Source organism: Mycobacterium sp. 050128 (genome assembly GCF_036409155.1).
Lineage (GTDB): Bacteria > Actinomycetota > Actinomycetes > Mycobacteriales > Mycobacteriaceae > Mycobacterium.
In genome coordinates this window covers 1-15,986 of sequence record NZ_JAZGLW010000014.1, presented here as the reverse complement: position 1 = coordinate 15,986, position 15,986 = coordinate 1, and the positions used below count along the sequence as shown (strand labels likewise).

13 protein-coding genes and 4 pseudogenes are annotated in these 15,986 nt (G+C 61.7%); 13 read left to right on the top strand and 4 right to left on the bottom strand.

Annotation, left to right across the window (positions count from 1 at the left end; all coding sequences use genetic code 11):
- Both SKC41_RS31050 and SKC41_RS31045 read left to right on the top strand, forming a co-directional pair.
- Positions 1-349, top strand: a 349-nt coding sequence (locus SKC41_RS31050) for a hypothetical protein (RefSeq protein ID WP_330981494.1), incomplete at its 5' end; no start/stop codon positions are given.
- A gap of 53 nt (positions 350-402) precedes the next feature.
- On the top strand, positions 403-1,434 hold the full coding sequence (locus SKC41_RS31045) for an AraC family transcriptional regulator (protein WP_330981493.1): 1,032 nt from the start codon (positions 403-405) through the stop codon (positions 1,432-1,434).
- Positions 1,435-1,732: 298 nt separating this feature from the next.
- Here the strand turns inward: SKC41_RS31045 and SKC41_RS31040 are convergent.
- The 4 genes and pseudogenes from SKC41_RS31040 to pcaH form a co-directional block, all read right to left on the bottom strand.
- Positions 1,733-2,877, bottom strand: a pseudogene (locus SKC41_RS31040) (IS3 family transposase).
- A gap of 306 nt (positions 2,878-3,183) precedes the next feature.
- Positions 3,184-4,446: a lyase family protein gene (locus SKC41_RS31035; protein WP_051445770.1), complete on the bottom strand. Its 1,263-nt coding sequence runs from the start codon at positions 4,444-4,446 to the stop codon at positions 3,184-3,186.
- On the bottom strand, positions 4,443-5,009 hold the full coding sequence (pcaG, locus tag SKC41_RS31030; RefSeq protein WP_330981492.1) for a protocatechuate 3,4-dioxygenase subunit alpha: 567 nt from the start codon (positions 5,007-5,009) through the stop codon (positions 4,443-4,445). Before pcaG ends, SKC41_RS31035 begins: the two co-directional genes overlap by 4 nt.
- Complete coding sequence (gene pcaH / locus SKC41_RS31025) at positions 5,002-5,790, bottom strand: protocatechuate 3,4-dioxygenase subunit beta (RefSeq protein ID WP_330981491.1); 789 nt, start codon at positions 5,788-5,790, stop codon at positions 5,002-5,004. The genes pcaG and pcaH overlap by 8 nt, the downstream gene beginning before the upstream one ends.
- A 626-nt stretch (positions 5,791-6,416) precedes the next feature.
- Between pcaH and SKC41_RS31020 the strand changes: the two genes are divergently transcribed.
- The 11 genes and pseudogenes from SKC41_RS31020 to SKC41_RS31975 form a co-directional block, all read left to right on the top strand.
- Positions 6,417-7,790 carry a Rieske 2Fe-2S domain-containing protein gene (locus SKC41_RS31020; RefSeq protein WP_054586282.1) on the top strand — a complete coding sequence of 458 codons (1,374 nt, stop codon included), beginning with the start codon at positions 6,417-6,419 and terminating at the stop codon, positions 7,788-7,790.
- A gap of 145 nt (positions 7,791-7,935) precedes the next feature.
- Positions 7,936-8,745, top strand: coding sequence for an IclR family transcriptional regulator (locus SKC41_RS31015; protein ID WP_051445773.1), 810 nt, complete (start codon positions 7,936-7,938; stop codon positions 8,743-8,745).
- A gap of 400 nt (positions 8,746-9,145) precedes the next feature.
- Positions 9,146-10,231 carry a cupin domain-containing protein gene (locus SKC41_RS31010; RefSeq protein WP_042910007.1) on the top strand — a complete coding sequence of 362 codons (1,086 nt, stop codon included), beginning with the start codon at positions 9,146-9,148 and terminating at the stop codon, positions 10,229-10,231.
- 25 nt (positions 10,232-10,256) lie between these two features.
- On the top strand, positions 10,257-11,267 hold the full coding sequence (locus tag SKC41_RS31005) for a dihydrodipicolinate synthase family protein (RefSeq protein WP_087139803.1): 1,011 nt from the start codon (positions 10,257-10,259) through the stop codon (positions 11,265-11,267).
- A 59-nt stretch (positions 11,268-11,326) separates the two neighbouring features.
- Positions 11,327-12,145 carry a 3-(cis-5,6-dihydroxycyclohexa-1,3-dien-1-yl)propanoate dehydrogenase gene (hcaB, locus tag SKC41_RS31000; RefSeq protein WP_042910010.1) on the top strand — a complete coding sequence of 273 codons (819 nt, stop codon included), beginning with the start codon at positions 11,327-11,329 and terminating at the stop codon, positions 12,143-12,145.
- Between the two features lie 20 nt (positions 12,146-12,165).
- The gene (locus SKC41_RS30995) at positions 12,166-13,056 is read left to right on the top strand and encodes a VOC family protein (RefSeq protein WP_042910012.1); all 891 of its coding nucleotides are present in this window, start codon (positions 12,166-12,168) and stop codon (positions 13,054-13,056) included.
- 37 nt (positions 13,057-13,093) lie between these two features.
- Complete coding sequence (locus SKC41_RS30990; protein ID WP_042910013.1) at positions 13,094-13,486, top strand: SCP2 sterol-binding domain-containing protein; 393 nt, start codon at positions 13,094-13,096, stop codon at positions 13,484-13,486.
- 176 nt (positions 13,487-13,662) lie between these two features.
- The gene (locus tag SKC41_RS30985; protein WP_394325809.1) at positions 13,663-14,706 is read left to right on the top strand and encodes a dihydrodipicolinate synthase family protein; all 1,044 of its coding nucleotides are present in this window, start codon (positions 13,663-13,665) and stop codon (positions 14,704-14,706) included.
- Between the two features lie 134 nt (positions 14,707-14,840).
- Positions 14,841-14,975 (top strand): annotated as a pseudogene (locus SKC41_RS30980) (ATP-binding protein); the annotation flags it as partial.
- A 35-nt stretch (positions 14,976-15,010) separates the two neighbouring features.
- Positions 15,011-15,562: pseudogene (locus SKC41_RS30975) on the top strand (molybdopterin oxidoreductase); the annotation flags it as partial.
- Between the two features lie 20 nt (positions 15,563-15,582).
- Positions 15,583-15,812 (top strand): annotated as a pseudogene (locus tag SKC41_RS31975) (hypothetical protein); the annotation flags it as partial.
- Positions 15,813-15,986 lie beyond the last annotated feature (174 nt).

The following is a 15,986-nucleotide window of genomic DNA, read 5'->3' as shown; positions in this document are numbered from 1 at the left end:
CCAGCAGCATCGAAGGAGGCCCGCCCTTCTCGGCGGAGCCACACGGGTGGGGAATTTCGATGAGCGTCAGTGGGGAATTTCAGTGAGCGCGGTCAACCGCGGACATCATATGGTCATACAGTCGTTCGGCACCGCGATGGATAACGTCAACGCCGCCGTATTGGGGCACCGCTCGTTTGTTGCAGTAGCCGCCGCGGGTGGTTCCATGTGTCAGAGAAACGACAGAGATCTCACGAAGTTAGAAGTCAAGCCGCGAGCGGGAGACGAGGTGGGTGCGCAGTTGACAGGGATCTTGATTTCAGTTATACGGGGGTGTGAGGGCGCTCACGTTGCCCTCTTTCTTGCATAACCGTAATCAAGTTCGGGCCACGGGTAAGCGTAGAGGAGCAAGTCATTCTCGCGATGGCCGGCACGGGCGGTAATCAGGTGGGCCACGGGTCCGACCCGTTGGAACCCTATTTTCACCGGTATTCTCCTGTGCACACGACCGAATTGGTTGTCGCCCAAGACATGGCTTCGCGCGTCTTCACGCCGCACCGGCTCGACTTCTTCCGACCTTCCCGGTGTGTCGATACCCGACTTAGCGCCGCACGCATCGGTGCTGTGACTGTTGGGTACCTCGGGTATGGAGCGAACGTCGCACTCGTACATGAGTCGGCGATAGATGACTACCAAATCAACGTACCCGTCCGTGGCCACGCCGAGTCGTGGTGCGGATCTGACTCGGTCCTCGCAACGCCAGAACAGGCAGCGGTGTTCGTGCCGGGGCGCCCGGCCGGCATTAAATGGGCCGCCGACTGCGTTCAGCTATGCGTGAAGCTCAGTCGTGCGGATCTGGAACTCCAACTCGAGGGTTTGCTCGGACGTCCCCTCAGCAAGCCACTCAATCTTGCTGTTGCTATGAATCTCGCAACGGAGGCCAGTCGAAGCTGGCTGGCTCTACTGTCGGTTCTGAATCGCGAATTAGCGCGCTCCGAAAGCATCATCCAGCACCCGATGATAGGGCGACACTTCGAACAGCTGGTTATGGATGGTTTCCTGCTGCAGCAACCTGCGTATCATGAGATTGCGCTGGAAGCTAAGTTCACGCCAGCTTTACCGCGGACAGTTAAAGCGGCGCTCGATTTGATCGAGGATCATCCCGAAAACTACTTGACGATAACAGATCTCGCACGCACGGTCGGGATAAGCGTGCGCGCGCTCCAGGAGGGGTTCAAGCGCCACGTCGGCATTTCACCGCTGACTTACCTGCGCGAAGTTCGCTTGAGTCGTGTGCACGCCGAACTTGCGACGGCGTCGCCGGATTCCGCCACTATCGCCCAAACGGCCACGAAATGGGGCTTCGGGCATCTTGGTCGCTTCAGTGTCGCCTACCGGCGCAAGTTCGGCGTGACCCCTCACCAGACACTGCGCGCTGCCCGCAGATCCTCGTGAGCGGGAGCACTAGCTTCGCGTGGTGGAGGCGAGAAGGTCGCGGTCAGGCGAACTTGGTTTTCAGGCCGCGTTGGTGAGTTGATTGCGGGTTCGGTCAAGCTGTCGCCGGGCGTGGCCAGATCGCTGCGAAGGATTGTCAAACCTACTTATCAGTGAACGGTGCACCAGCGGCACGGACACCTGAAAAAATCGAACGGAAACTGCTGCGGCTACCGCCGCGGACAAGTTCGGTAGAGCGGGTGGCGAGTCCCCGCTACTGAGTCCACCTGTTTCTAGAGTCGGGTTCGTTGATCCAGATTCAGTTGGTCTCGCAGGCCACCGGGGTGTGGGTGCACCTGCAGGCCGCAGCGTACTCGGCCGGCGTTCGGTCGCCCAGCGATGAGTGGCGGTGTCGGTGGTTGTGCTCGTCTTTGAAGTCGCCGATGACCACGCGGGCCTCGAGCAGGGTGTTCCAGTGGTTGCGTTTGAGGCATTCCTTCCGTAGCCGGTTGTTAAATGATTCGATATGACCGTTATTCCACGGCGTCCCCGGTGGAATATATGATATGCCGAGCTTGCCGCCGCAAAACTGTTGCACCGCTTTAGAAACCAATTCCGGACCGTTGTCCATCCGCAGCACCTTCGGTGGCCCGCCAGCCGCGGCGAACACCTTCTCCAGCTCGTAGACGAGATCCTCGCCGGTGATCGAGCGTTCCACGAGGTTCAGCATCGAGACCCGGGTGTGCTCGTCGACCATCGAGGCGATCTTGATGGCTTTGCCGTCAATCGTGGAGTCGAACTGGAAATCGATCGCCCACACCACATTCGGGGCGTCGGCCTTAATCGGCGGGATCGACGACACCCCCGCCCGCTTACGCGGCGACTTGACCTTCACCTGCAGCCCCTCCTCGCGCCACAGGCGGTGAATCTTCTTCTTGTTGACCTCACGGCGCTCGTCGTATCGCAACGCCGCCCAGGCACGCCGAAACCCATGACACGGGTGTTTGGTGGCATAGGAACGCAGCCAGGCACGCATATCGGTGTCAGGATCGGCGGGGGTCTGCGACAGGGGCAGGCGGCGGTGGGTGGAGCGGGCCAGCCCAACGGCTTTGCACGCCAACCGTTCCGACAGGCCCAACGTGGTGGTGAGCATATCGACGGCGCGGCGCTTAGCAGCTGGGCCTAAAATTTTCCCTTCGCAACCTCCCGCAGCGCATCTTTGACCAGCTCAGCCTCGGCCAGCAGCCGCTTCAATCGGGCGTTTTGCTCGCGCAACTCCTTGAGCTCTTTGGCGGCATCGGTGTCCATGCCACCGTAGGCGCGACGCCAGTTGTACAACGTCGCCGCAGAGACCCCGAGTTCGGCGGCGACTTCCTCGCCCGTCTTGCCCTCCGCGGTCAGCTAGTCCGCGCGGCACAGTTCGCGCACAATGTCCTCAGCGGAATGCCGCTTCCGACCAGCCATACGTTCATCGTCCCTTCACGCCCGACATCGGGCTACAGGACTCTAAAACTGGTTGGACTCATTCAGCGGGAACACGCCACGGGCATGACTGGCACTGAGTCCGGTCATTGTGCCGCCAGCCCCATCGGCTAAAGCGGAGTGCTGGAAGTTCATTCGGAATTAAGGCCGACTGTCGGCGGCCCTTAGGATGGTCACGTGGTCAAGCGAGGCGTCCTAGTTATCCGACTGTGGACGCCCAACTCAGTTAGTGCAGTCCGACCGACGGCTTGACCGGTGCCACCTACCCGCCGACTGCTGCGTGTGGTGTCATGGGCGATTACGCAGCATTCTGGGAACCTCGCAGGAATCTTCATTGAGTATTCGCTGAGCACGATCCAGTACCTCATCGATCAGGATATCGACCGCGCCGAGGTACGTCGGCGACGGAGGTTTCCCGGCGACCGTGGCCATGACCCGTTGCTCACCGAGAACATCGCTGGCGGATAGGTTTTCGGCCATTCGCACAGAATGAACCTCCAATCCACCGAGCAGTTCGCCACACTGTCTGCCGGCGACAACGGTACGGCGGGCCAATATGCGCAGGGTGTCCCATTCGGCGTGCCAGGCACCGTCTGGACGTTCGTCATTGGCGAGCGCGGCGGCGGTGTGCAGCGTCGACGCCAGTGGCGGTGCTGCGATGGCGGTCCGGCGGATCAGGATGGACAGCACCGGGTTGTGCTTATCGGGCAACGTCGATGATCCACCGCGCGGTCCGGTGGCAGGCTCGCTCAGTTCGCCGATCTCGGGGCGTGCCAGCGTGACGACATTCGAGGCAATGCGACCCCATGCGTCCGTGCATGTGAGGAACGCATCTGCCGCGGCGGTAACCGGCGTCCGGGTGGTATGCCAGGGGCTCGCGGTGTCCAAGTCCAAGGTCGACGCGACAGTCTGCACCAGGTGGGCTGAGATCTCGGCGGGGATTCCCTCGATGTCCCGCAGTATCGCCAATTCGGTTGTCGCTGCCAATGTTCCAGCCGCACCCCCGATCTGGACAGGCATACCCAGCGAGTTGAGTCGCTGATAGGCGACGACGATGCCGCTCAACCAGCCTGCGGCTTTGGCGCCGAACGTGGTGGGCAACGCGTGCTGGGTCAAGGTACGGGCCACCATCGGGGTGCTGCGGTGGGTGGCTACTAAAGTGGCGAGCGTCGAGATTTGTTCTGCAAGAGCCGATTTTAGCTGAACCAGTACCGCGCGAGTGGCCAGCATGAGACCAGTGTCGATAACATCCTGACTGGTTAGACCCCGGTGAATCCAGCGAGCGATCGACGGCGCGGCGCGTGCGCGCAGCACAGTCACCAGGCCGACCACTGGGCCGCCGCTATCTTCGGCGCTAGCCGCTAGAGCCTCGCAGTCTTGCGCCTCGATCAATGGCCACAGATCAACGTCGGCGCATTCGCCCGGCGCTATACCGGTGATAGCTAGCGCGTTCAACCACGCGGATTCGACAGCGACCATGGACCGTAGCAGCGCTTGATCGGTCATCAGGTCGCCGGCGCGATGATCGCCAGGCCAAAGGAAGTTTGTCATCGCCGGTGATCGCGATACCGTAGAACAACTGTCTCGCGAGGACCTTGCAAATGTGTGTCAAAGCGGTAGCTGGGCGGCGAACCTGACTCGCTGCGGCACAGCAGGGTCTGGCGCCGACCCGGTTCGAGGCTAGCCAACAGCGGGTCGGCGTTCAGTTCGTGTTCTGGAAGGTAGGCGCGAGTGAATAAGCGATTCAGCACCCCGCGGGCGAACACCGCGAGCGCGAAGAATGGCGGCCGCCCAGTCGTCGTGGCTCCAGGTCGCAGGGTGAGGAAGCTATAGCGCCCAACTGCGTCGGTCGCACATCTGCCCCACCCGGTGAATGTCCAGGTGTCGCGGTCCAGTGACCCATCCTGCTGCACGATGGTGCCGTCGGGGTCAGGCTGCCAAAGCTCGACTAGTGCGTCGGTAACTCCGTTGCCGCTCCCGTCGTAAACCCTCCCGTGCAACCGGATGGCTGTGGCCTGGGCGGCGCCGATCAGCTGGTTGCAGCCAGGTTGCAGTATCGCGCAGTGGAAGAATGGGCCAACGGTTTGTGCCGGAGTGCAGAGCAAGTCAGGCACTGTCGCCGCCGATTTCGGTCCAGGTCCGCCGGTCGCCGTTTAGCACAACGTCCCACCGATAGCCTGTTGCGTACTCGGGCTGGCTGAGGTCGTGGTCGTAGGTCGCGATCAGCCTGCTGCGCGCAGCTGGGTCGACGACGGACTGGTGGATAGGGTCCAACTCCAACAGCGGATCACCCGGAAAATACATCTGTGTCACCAGGCGTTGGGTGAACGCGGTTCCGAAGATCGAGAAGTGGATGTGCGCCGGGCGCCAGGCGTTGTGGTGGCTGCGCCATGGATACGGTCCGGGCTTGATGGTTAGAAAGCGATAAATCCCGTCCGGGCTGGTCAGACACCGGCCGACGCCAGTGAAGTTCGGGTCAAGCGGAGCCGGGTGCTGGTCACGCTGATGGCGGTAACGTCCGCTGGCGTTTGCCTGCCAAATCTCGATGAGTTGGCCCACCACCGGCTTGCCGGCTCCATCGAGCACCCGACCGGTTACGATGATGCGCTCGCCGATCGGCTCACCCGGATGCCCGGCGATCAGGTTCGCGTCGAACGGGTCGATGTCTCCAGGTCCGAAGCACGGGGAGCAGGATTCAACTTCCTCGGGGTCGACGCACAGCAGCGGGGATTTGGGGTGCCGTCGCGCACTGCCGAGGTACGGCGGGTAGTCAGAGCGTGGCTCCGATTCGGTCCTGCCTGCCCGACGATACTCGGCAGCGATGCCGAGTATTTGGGCCGATATCTCGGTTTGGCTTAGGGCTTGGTCAGCGGTGCGCTGCGACACGGCCTTCATGGCACGCGACCCTAATCAACTGAACGGCCAGCGTCAACGGCATCTTCTCTTGAACACAGAGTGGTATTCTATTCCACAGATAGCTGTATTTCATGGTGCGGTGGGTCAAAAGCGCTGTGCCGCCGATGAATGCACCGAGGAGGTGGAGTGTCACGGATTACCTGTCACCGCTCGCTCGTCTGCCACGGTGTGGGCGCCGCTGTAATATGGGCCCGCTTCCGTCCCGTCGACGACGACCCGATTTCGTTCAGGACGCCGAATCGCCGGGATGGCGGTCATGGTGCATGTACGGCGGCCGCTCGTGACCCACTGTGGCGCCAGCGTAATCTTCAAATCTTGCAGACGACTGGTGGAGCAGGCGTCGTGGTACACGGTAACTCCCTCGGCGTATACGCGACCAAGTCCCTCAGCGATCGCAGCCACTCCAGATCAGATGATGTCGCCTGGACCCTAGCCTGGATATCAACGGGCAGGCCAAGCCCGATCGTTGCAACCTCAGAAATCTGCGGGAACGAATCCCGGACCTTCATTCACATGGTCGGGCTCATATAATTCGGAACTCTGCTATCAGCGCCCAAGCGACCAGCGCAAAGTCTAACCCTGGACGCGAGAGGAGAAATACAGTAATGCTTGATCCCGAGACTTTAGCAGACGTACGGCGCGGCTTGGTGCCTGCATATATTTACAATGATAGAAAAATATTCGAACTCGAAAAAGAGCGCATATTTCAACGCTCGTGGATTTTCGTCGGGCACGAATCAGAGATCGCTCAACCCGGCGATTACATGGTCCGGAACATCGTCACGGACTCATTTATCGTTAACCGCGACGAAGCGGGGCAAATCCGAGCGCACTTCAATATGTGCCTGCATCGTGGTATGCAGGTGTGCCGGGCCGAAATAGGCAACGCGTCTCACTTCCGTTGCCCGTACCACGGCTGGTCTTATCACAACGACGGCACACTCGTAGGGTTGCCATTCCATCAAGAGGCGTACGGCGGCGAGGCAGGTTTCAACCGCAAAGGCCAACGGCTGCTGCCGGCGCCCAACATCGCAATCTACAACGGAATGATCTTCCTGAATCTGGATGATGCCGCTATGCCTTTCGAGGATTTCATCGGCGAATTCCGTTTCTACATGGACTACTACACTAAACAAAGCCCACGCGGCATCGAGTTGCGTGGACCGCAACGCTGGCGTGTCAAGGCGAATTGGAAGACCGCGGCGGAAAACTTCGCCGGCGACATGTACCACACACCCCAGACGCACACTTCCGTCGTGGAGATAGGTCTCTTCCGCGAGCCGGGTGCATCCAAGCGCAAGGAAGGTGCCGTGTATTGGACGGGCCGCGGCGGCGGTACAACATATAAATTGCCATCAGGGCCGCTTGTCGAGCGATTGCGTTATGTCGGCTATCCGCGCGAGATGATCGAACGGATGGAGCGGATTTGGTCACCTCAACAGCTGGGTCTCATCGGCCGTGATGGGTTTATGTTCAGCGCGGCATCGCTTTATCCGAATCTTGCGTTCGTGCATAACTGGCCGAAGGTGGCAGATTCCGATGAGGTGGTGCCGTTCATCACTGTACGGCAATGGCAACCGATCAGTGAAGGCGAGATCGAGATTCTCTCTTGGTTTGCTGTCGACGCGGACGCGCCGGAACAGTTCAAAGCGCTATCATATAAGGCCTACGTGATGTGCTTCGGCAGCAGCGGTATGTTCGAGCAAGATGATGTCGAGAACTGGGTCTCGCTTACTAACACCGCAGCAGGTTCAATGGCCCGACGACTACGGCTAAACAGCCGGATGGGGCAAATGCCGGACGATACGCCATTAGTCCAGCCCTTAACAGCAAACCGGTATTCCGGTCCGGGTGTCGCGCATGTCGGCTACAGCGAATTCAATCAACGGGAATGGATAAAGCTGTGGGCAGAGCACCTGGAAACTCCTGTGCTCAGCCCTTCAAACAGGTCGAACGCATGCTTTAGCGAGCACCTTTAATTAACTTCGATCCAAGCCGACGATGACGTCTATGCCGTCAGTGCAATTCCGCGAAGCCTCTTCCAAGGCCACCGCGGCGGCTCGAGTTCACGTTTTCGCTTCTGGGACTGTGCCTCAGACTGCACGCGCAGGTAATGTCTCTGTCATGCAGAACAGGCCAGGGTCGCCGCCAAACCCCGTCGGGCCCGCCGCCGAGCCGTTGGTGCCCCAGTATCCGATCGAATCCGTAGACAACGCGTTGAAGCTGCTGTTGCTACTAGGGGAACAGCCGCAGATCCGGTTGAGCGAGGCCAGCCGGTACCTGAACGTGGCGTCATCCACCGCGCACCGGTTGCTCGCGATGTTGGCCTATCGCGGGTTCATTCGGCAAGACCCGGATTCGAAGGCCTACCGGCCGGGGCCGGCTTTGACCAGTGTGGCGTCAGCGATTTTCGGCCGCGTCGACCTTCAGGGCGCCGCCACCCCGGTGATGCGCCGGCTCAGCGAGCGTCTACGTGAATCGGTTCACGTCGGGCTGCTGGACGGCGCCACGGTGCGTTTCGTCGCTGCAGTCGAAGGACCGACTACTGTCCGGGTGGCCTCGCGCCTGGGTCGCACGCTGCCAGCGCATTGCACCTCGACTGGCAAGGTCATGCTCGCCCAACTGCCGGAGCCTGACTTGCGTCAACTGTTACCAAACGAGCAGCTGGAACGCATCACCGCGAACTCGATCGGCAGCAGATCGCAGCTCTACGAAGAACTGTCACTCATCCGCACGCGCGGATATGCCGTCAACTGCGAAGAAAGCGAAGACGGCGTCGCATCGATCGCCGTCCCTATACCGGCCCGAGCACCCGGCCGGCAGCTAGCGCTTAATGCCGCCGCTCCCGTGCACCGCCTCGGCAAATCGAAGTACCAATCCATCGCCGCCGCCCTCACCGAAGCAGCCAAAGAGATCGGCGATCAACTCGGCTGAAAAATCACGACGAACCTGCAGTTAAGCGACCACGTCGTGCCGCGGGCCGTAACAGCGGTGAAGCCGGTCTCAGGCCCGGCACTTCGTCACAATCCTAGGGTCGCTCTCCTCGCGCGCCAGCTAGCAGGACCTGCGTGAACACCGAATGAAATGCCCGCAGCCAGACCGCCCCACTCACCGGCGTCGGCCACTACCTGGCTCTCAAGCGCGCCGCCAAACCGAGCCAGGCCACCGAAGTGGACCCCGGTCGTCTTCAAGCGCAGAATTCGGATGCTGTCGCGTGCATGCCATCATCTTTTCACCTTGTGCTCAATCACAGCCACGCTTGACCCCGTCCCTGCGCCGCAGCTAGTCTTTCATACGACAGAGGAGAGTTCTGCTAAACAGAGAAGGTGGGCGGATGTCGACTGGCGGGATTTCGACGCTTCGCGAATTCGACATCGAGCTTGAGGCAGCGAATCTGCGTGGCCAATGGGTCTACGACGAGGTGCTGGAAAGCGTGGTGGGCGGGCCCAAACCCGCCGGTGTTCCCTTCTTGTGGCGGTGGGCGGACGTCTACGCGAAGCTTTCGAAGGCGTGTGACGTGCTGCCCGAGAGTTCTACGGCGCGACGCAATCTCTCCTTCATCAATCCAGCCGCTCAGGGAACGACTCAAACCATCAACATGGGCATGCAAATGCTCAAACCTGGCGAGATCGCCTGGGCGCACCGCCACACCATGGCAGCGTTGCGGTTCGCGATTCAGGGCGGTCCCGGCCTGATCACCGTGGTGGACGGGGAGCCGTGTCAGATGGACGCCTACGACCTCGTCCTGACGCCTCGCTGGACATGGCACGACCATGAGAACGCCACCTCGGAGAACGTCGTATGGCTCGACGTCCTGGATATCGGATTGGTGCTCGGGCTGAACGTGCCCTTCTACGAGTCCTTCGGCGAGAAGCGGCAGCCTCAGCGCGAGGACCCGGGGGAGCACCTTGCCGATCGCGGCGGCCTGCTGCGGCCAGTCTGGGAGCAGGTCAAGACGGCGCACTTTCCGTTCCGCTATCCCTGGCGTGACGTCGAGCGGCAGCTCCAGCGGATGGCGGGTCTTGCGGGCAGTCCCTACGACGGCGTCGTCTTGCGCTACGCAAATCCCGTCACCGGCGGATCAACTATGCCGACCCTTGATTGCTGGGTGCAGCTGCTGCGGCCAGGCCAGCAGACCAAAGCTCATCGCCATACGTCGAGCGCCGTCTATTTCGTCGTGCGCGGTGAGGGGACCACGGTCGTTGATGGGGTGGAGCTCCATTGGGGTAAGCACGACAGCTTTGTGGTGCCTAACTGGAGCACCCACCACTTCGTCAACTCGTCGACGGAAGACGCCGTCCTGTTTTCGGTGAACGACATCCCCACCTTTAAGGCCCTGGATCTCTACTACGAAGAGCCCGAGTTATCGCTGGGCACCCACCCGGTTCCTCCAATACCGGCAAACGTACGGGCTCGCTGACGGCCACGTAAGAGAGGCAGTGCATGTGATGAGCACGAAGTTGACCGTCGATGACGTGACAGGTGTCGTGGGGATCATTCCCACACCGTCCACCTCGACCGCCGACCAACTCGGCACCGCAAACTCCGTAGACCTCGACGAGGCGGCAAGGCTCGCCGATGCGATGGTCCGCGACGGGGTCGACGTGCTGATGACCACTGGCACGTTCGGCGAGTGCGCCTCGCTGACCTGGGATGAGCTGCAAAGCTTCGTCGCCACTGTGGTCGACGCCGTAGCAGGGCGTATCCCCGTTTTCGCCGGAGCGACTACGCTTAACACCCGCGACACAATCGCCCGGGGTCATCGACTCGGGGAGCTCGGCGCCGATGGTCTGTTCGTTGGTCGCCCGATGTGGCTTCCACTTGACGACGCCGGCATTGTGCGCTTCTATCGCGACCTGGCCGATGCATTGCCCCATTTGGCACTGGTCGTCTACGACAATCCGGGTGCTTTCAAGGGAAAGATTGGAACCGCAGCCTACGAGGCGCTCAGCGCGATTCCGCAGGTCGTAGCGGCAAAGCATCTCGGGCTGCTCAGCGGCGCCGCCTTCCTCTCTGATCTTCGCGCGGTGGGCGGTCGCATTCGGCTGCTGCCGCTCGAGACCGACTGGTACTACTTCGCCCGGCTGTTCCCAGCCGAGGTCACCGCCTGCTGGTCGGGCAACGTCGCGTGCGGCCCAGCACCCGTGACACGCCTACGCGACCTCATCAGGGCCGAACGCTGGGAAGAGTGCCAAGCGCTCACCGACGAACTCGAGATGGCTCTCGAGCCGCTCTACCCGGGCGGCAATTTCGCCGAATTTCTGAAATACAGCATTCAGATCGACAACGCGCAGTTCCAGGCGGCCGGCTTCATGCGGACCGGGCCCACTCGGCCGCCATACACCGAAGCGCCCGTGTCCTACCTGGACGGAGGGCGCGAAGCGGGCGGGAGATGGGCCGCCTTGCAGCAGCGCTACGCGACGCCGGAGCCTGTCTGGGCCGCAGGCGCCGGCTGAGCTGCGCCAGCCGCTGAGCCCCGCACAGATCGGAGAACGTGTCGAGACTGGAGGTAGTTATGGGCTGGCTGGACGGACGGGTTGCTCTTGTCACCGGGGGTGGGTCCGGGATCGGGCTGGCGGTAGTGGAACGGTTCCTCGCCGAGGGTGCGCAGGTCGCTGTCCTCGACCGGTCAAAAGATAACATTGAGGAGCTCAAGTACCGGCACCCCGGCATGGTCGCGCTCGTCGGTGACGTGACCGTTTTCGGGGACAACCAGCAGGCCGTCGCCACGACCGTATCCGCTTTCGGGAAGCTGGATGTGTTCGTCGGCAACGCCGGCATCTTCGACTATTTCGCGCCGCTGCTCAGCCTCTCGGGGGAGAAACTCGGTGAGGCGTTCGACGAACTCTTCGCCGTCAACGTAAAGGCCTACCTGTTCGGTGCCCGCGCGGCTATCCCGGAACTACTCAAGGCGAACGACCCGTGCATGATCTTCACCGTCTCTACCTCAGGCTTCTACACTTCCACCGGGGGGACGCTGTACACGGCGTCGAAGCACGCGGTTGTCGGGGTGGTGCGCGAGCTGGCATGCGAATTGGCTCCGACGATCCGGGTCAACGGAGTCGCACCCGGGGGCACCCTCACCGGGCTACGCGGGAGCGAGCGGCTGGGACAGTTCGACACCGTTCTGTCGGCGATCCCCGACATCGAGGCTGTAATGAACACTAACCCGCTTCAGGTTGCGCAGCGTCCGGCCGACCACGCCGGGATCTACGTACTGCTCGCGTCCGTCGAGAACTCGCGTGCCGTCACAGGGGTGATCATCAACAGCGACGGCGGCCTTGGGGTCCAAGGGAAAGTCCAGCCGCCCGGTCAAATCGACCTGACCGCCTGATAAGTAGGAGGAAACAGCGCATGGTAGCGAAATCGTTGGGCTACTTGGCCGTCGCTTCGCCAGACGCCAAGAAGTGGCTCGAGTTTGGGCCCGAGGTTCTCGGGATGGAGGCGGTCGAGGCGGACACCGGGTCCGTCCTGCTGCGGATGGACGACGCGGACCACCGCATCGCGGTACAGCAGGGGGACCGCAACCGGATGCTCTACATGGGTTGGGACGTGGGCAGCGAGGATGCGCTCGAGGTCGTCAAAGAGCTCTTGGACAAGCGAGGGATTCCCTTCGAGGTGGGTACCGATGAGGACCGTGGGGCGCGCGGCGTACTGGGCTTCCTGGCGCTCAAGGACCCTTCTGGGCTGCGACACGAGCTTTTCTACGGCCAAAAGGTCGTCCCTGGCTCCTTCCGGCCAGGCAGGTCGCTGTCGAGGTTCATCACCGGGGAGCAGGGCCTCGGTCATGTCGTGCTCGCTACGCCCGACCTCGCGCAGGCCGACCGCTTCCTGCGGGGGGTGCTCGGATTCAAAAAAAGCGACGAGATCTACACATTCATCGACCTGTGGTTTTATCACTGCAACCCTCGGCACCACAGCATCGCGGTGACCCCGATGCCCGGTGTACGGGGACTGCATCACGTGATGGTCGAGGTGGCCGATCTCGATGATGTCGGTAGCGCCTACGACCTGTGTATGTCGCGCAACATTCCGCTCAGTATGACCCTAGGGCGCCACGTCAACGACCGGATGGTCTCGTTCTACGTGCGCACACCAAGCGGGTTCGACCTCGAGTACGGCTGGGGCGCGGCCACCGTGGACGATGAGACCTGGACGGTTGCCCAATATGACCGGCCAAGTGTGTGGGGCCACCAGATGGTAGCCCAGACGCCACCGGGGGCTTTGGAGGCCGCGACAGCATGAGCGGGCCGGCGGATGGTCAACGACAAATGGAGGCGGCATGGCGATCGAGTTCCTGACCGATGAATGGGCCAAAGCGGTGACCGCCGCGGCCAATTCCGACGAGAAGTTCCGCAACGCGGCAAAGGAACATGACGTGGTACTTCGGGTATCTGTGTCGGGGAGCCCGTCGAGCGCTGAATATTACATGCATTTCGATGACGGGTCGCTCACCGTTGGCATCGGCACCCCACCGCGGACCCCCGACGTGGAGGCCGAACTTAGCTACGAGACGAACGTCGAGCTGTCCCGCGGTGCACTTAACGGCCAGACCGCGGCCATGACCGGGCAGATGAAGGTCGTCGGCAACATGATGAAGATGATGTCGATCGGAAAAGCTCAGGACCGGCTCTCAGAACTCGAGAGCAGCCTAGATATCGAGTTTCGGCACTAAATTCGGTGAGGCGGTGGTGTCGGAGGTTGGTGCCCGCACCCGGGAAGACGCGAGATCGCGCCCGCGAGACGGCGTATATCGCGAACAAGCCAACAACGGACCCACCTCTAGGGATTCCCAAACACAGATAGGACACGGCCTTGACAAGACAGACCAACACCCTCGTTCCGAGCGACATGAAGGGGTTGTGGGCGTTCGTACCGGCGTGTTCGACCCCGGATGCGGCCGATCTCAACGCGGTCGACACGATCGATACCGACGCGCTGACGTCACTGGTCGATCGATTGGTGCGAGACGGGGTGGACGGTATCGTCACCACCGGCAGCGCTGGCGAATCACACACACTGACGGACCCGGAGTACCGGACGCTCATCACCACGGTCATGGAAACAGTCAATGGCCGGGTGCCGGTGTTTGTAGGCGCCAGCACGCTCAACACGCGCGAGTCGATTCGGCGCGCCCGCCTTATCGCCGACCTAGGGGCGGACGGGATTATGAGCGGACCGCCGATGTATCTGCCGCAGACGACGGAGAACGCGGTTCAATATTACAAAGATCTCGCCGAGGCCGTTCCTGAGCTCGCGATCATGATCTACCAGAACCCGCACGCGTTCCGCATCACGCTGCCACCCGCCGCATTCCGGGAGTTGGCACAGGTTCCCAACGTTGTCGCACTAAAGCAGACCTCGATGGACATTTTCAATGTCATCGGAGCGATCAAAGCGGTCAAAGACAAGATGTCGGTCCTGGTCCTGGACCAGTTGATGTACCCGGCGATGATGTTCGGCGCTGCGGGCGCCTGGAGCATCGATGTCTGCATGGGCCCGTGGCCCGCACTATCCCTACGCGACGCATGCCAGCGTGGCGACTGGACGGAGGCTACGGCTATTGCCGACCAGATGCAGGCCCCTTTTCGGACGCTAGGACTAACCATGGAGGAGTTCCAGGCCATGCAGTCCGCCTGGTGGAAAATAGCGATCGACACCGCGGGCTACGGACGCGCCGGGGCGGCCCGCCCGCCCTTCGTCCACATACCCAAGACCGTCGTCGAGTCCGCGCACAGGTACGGTCAGCGGTGGGCAGGATTGGCGGAGCGCTATCATCGTGCGCGTGAGGCCGCCGGGCTACGGCCCGCCCCAGCAGACGGCCCCGGCATCCCGACATCGACGTCCGGGAAAGAACTTCAGGGCGGCGACCTGCCACTTTCTCCCGCTCGTTAGTCGACGCTTTGCTCATAAGTCAAAGTTGCCGGCCTAATTCGGCAGCTTTGACTCTTCAGAGTGGGCTCCGGTAACTGACGCAGGACTTGACTTCGGCGACACATTGGGGCGCCTTCGCCGCGCAGGCGCCGCGGGGATGCTTCCTGCGCGAACACACCACCGCCGTCAGCATCCTCGACCGTCTACTGCACCACGCCACCATTGTGGTGATCTCTGGTGAGTCCTACCGAATGCGCCACGCCGACCACAAAAAACGAGGCACCACCTGAGTTAGCCAGTCACCCGCGTAGGAGTGGAGACTTTCTACATGGCCACTGACAGTTCCACCACCTGGGATATCGTCGTCGACCATACTGACTTAGTGGTCGCGTTCGGCGGCTTGCCGTTAAAGAACACTGCAATGATGCCTGGCGGGGCCACGCGCCATCCGACCGCGACTACGTCCCAGTACCGAGCCCGCAGCGGTTGGCTGGTGTCTACCAGCCCGCTTGCGCGACGAAATCACCGCGATCGCCGGCCCGCTCGACGATCGGCGCCGCTGGATTGCGCCTGTGCTCGACTCTGATGTGGCGATGATGCTGGGTCTGCCTTACGTGCTGGCCACCGAGTCACTTGTCACCCAAGATGCCTGAGTGGGCCGCCGCGTTGTCTGGCCTTGACGCCGACGAGTTACGGGATCTGGCCCGCCAGATGGCCGCCAGCCGGACTTCGATCACCACCAGCCTTTCGCTGTAGCGAATCGAACATGGTCAGCACAGAGTGTGGATCGGTGCGATCCTAGCGGCGATGTTGGACCAGATCGGGCTTCCCGGCTGCAACTACGGCCGGTGGATATGGCGCCAACGAGGCCGGCAACCATGATCGACAACAATCGATCGACCGCAAGTCGCGCGGCTGTCAACTGAGGCGTGGTTCGAGCCGGCCGACCCAACCGACCCGGACTCGATGTGCCTGCATGGCAATCCCAATGCGCTGAGCAACGACTCCTGGAACATCGTCGTTGGCGCACGGATGCACCGGTCAGCATGTCTTCGGTTCAGATCGAGAAATTCACCGGCGAACTGCCTCCGCTACGCGTTCGCGAGCCGCCTCCACTTGCAAAGTAGAAATCCGTTCACCGGCGGCGTTCCATACGGTGTCTATTGTCCCCCAAAGGATCTCGCTACCGGGCTAATCATGTAGCTTCTGTTGCCGACGGTTGAAATCCCGGCCAGTCGCGACGGTTGAAAAGTAGGCCACCCAATCAGATTGGATGGGTGATCTCCTTGGAAGACTGGGCG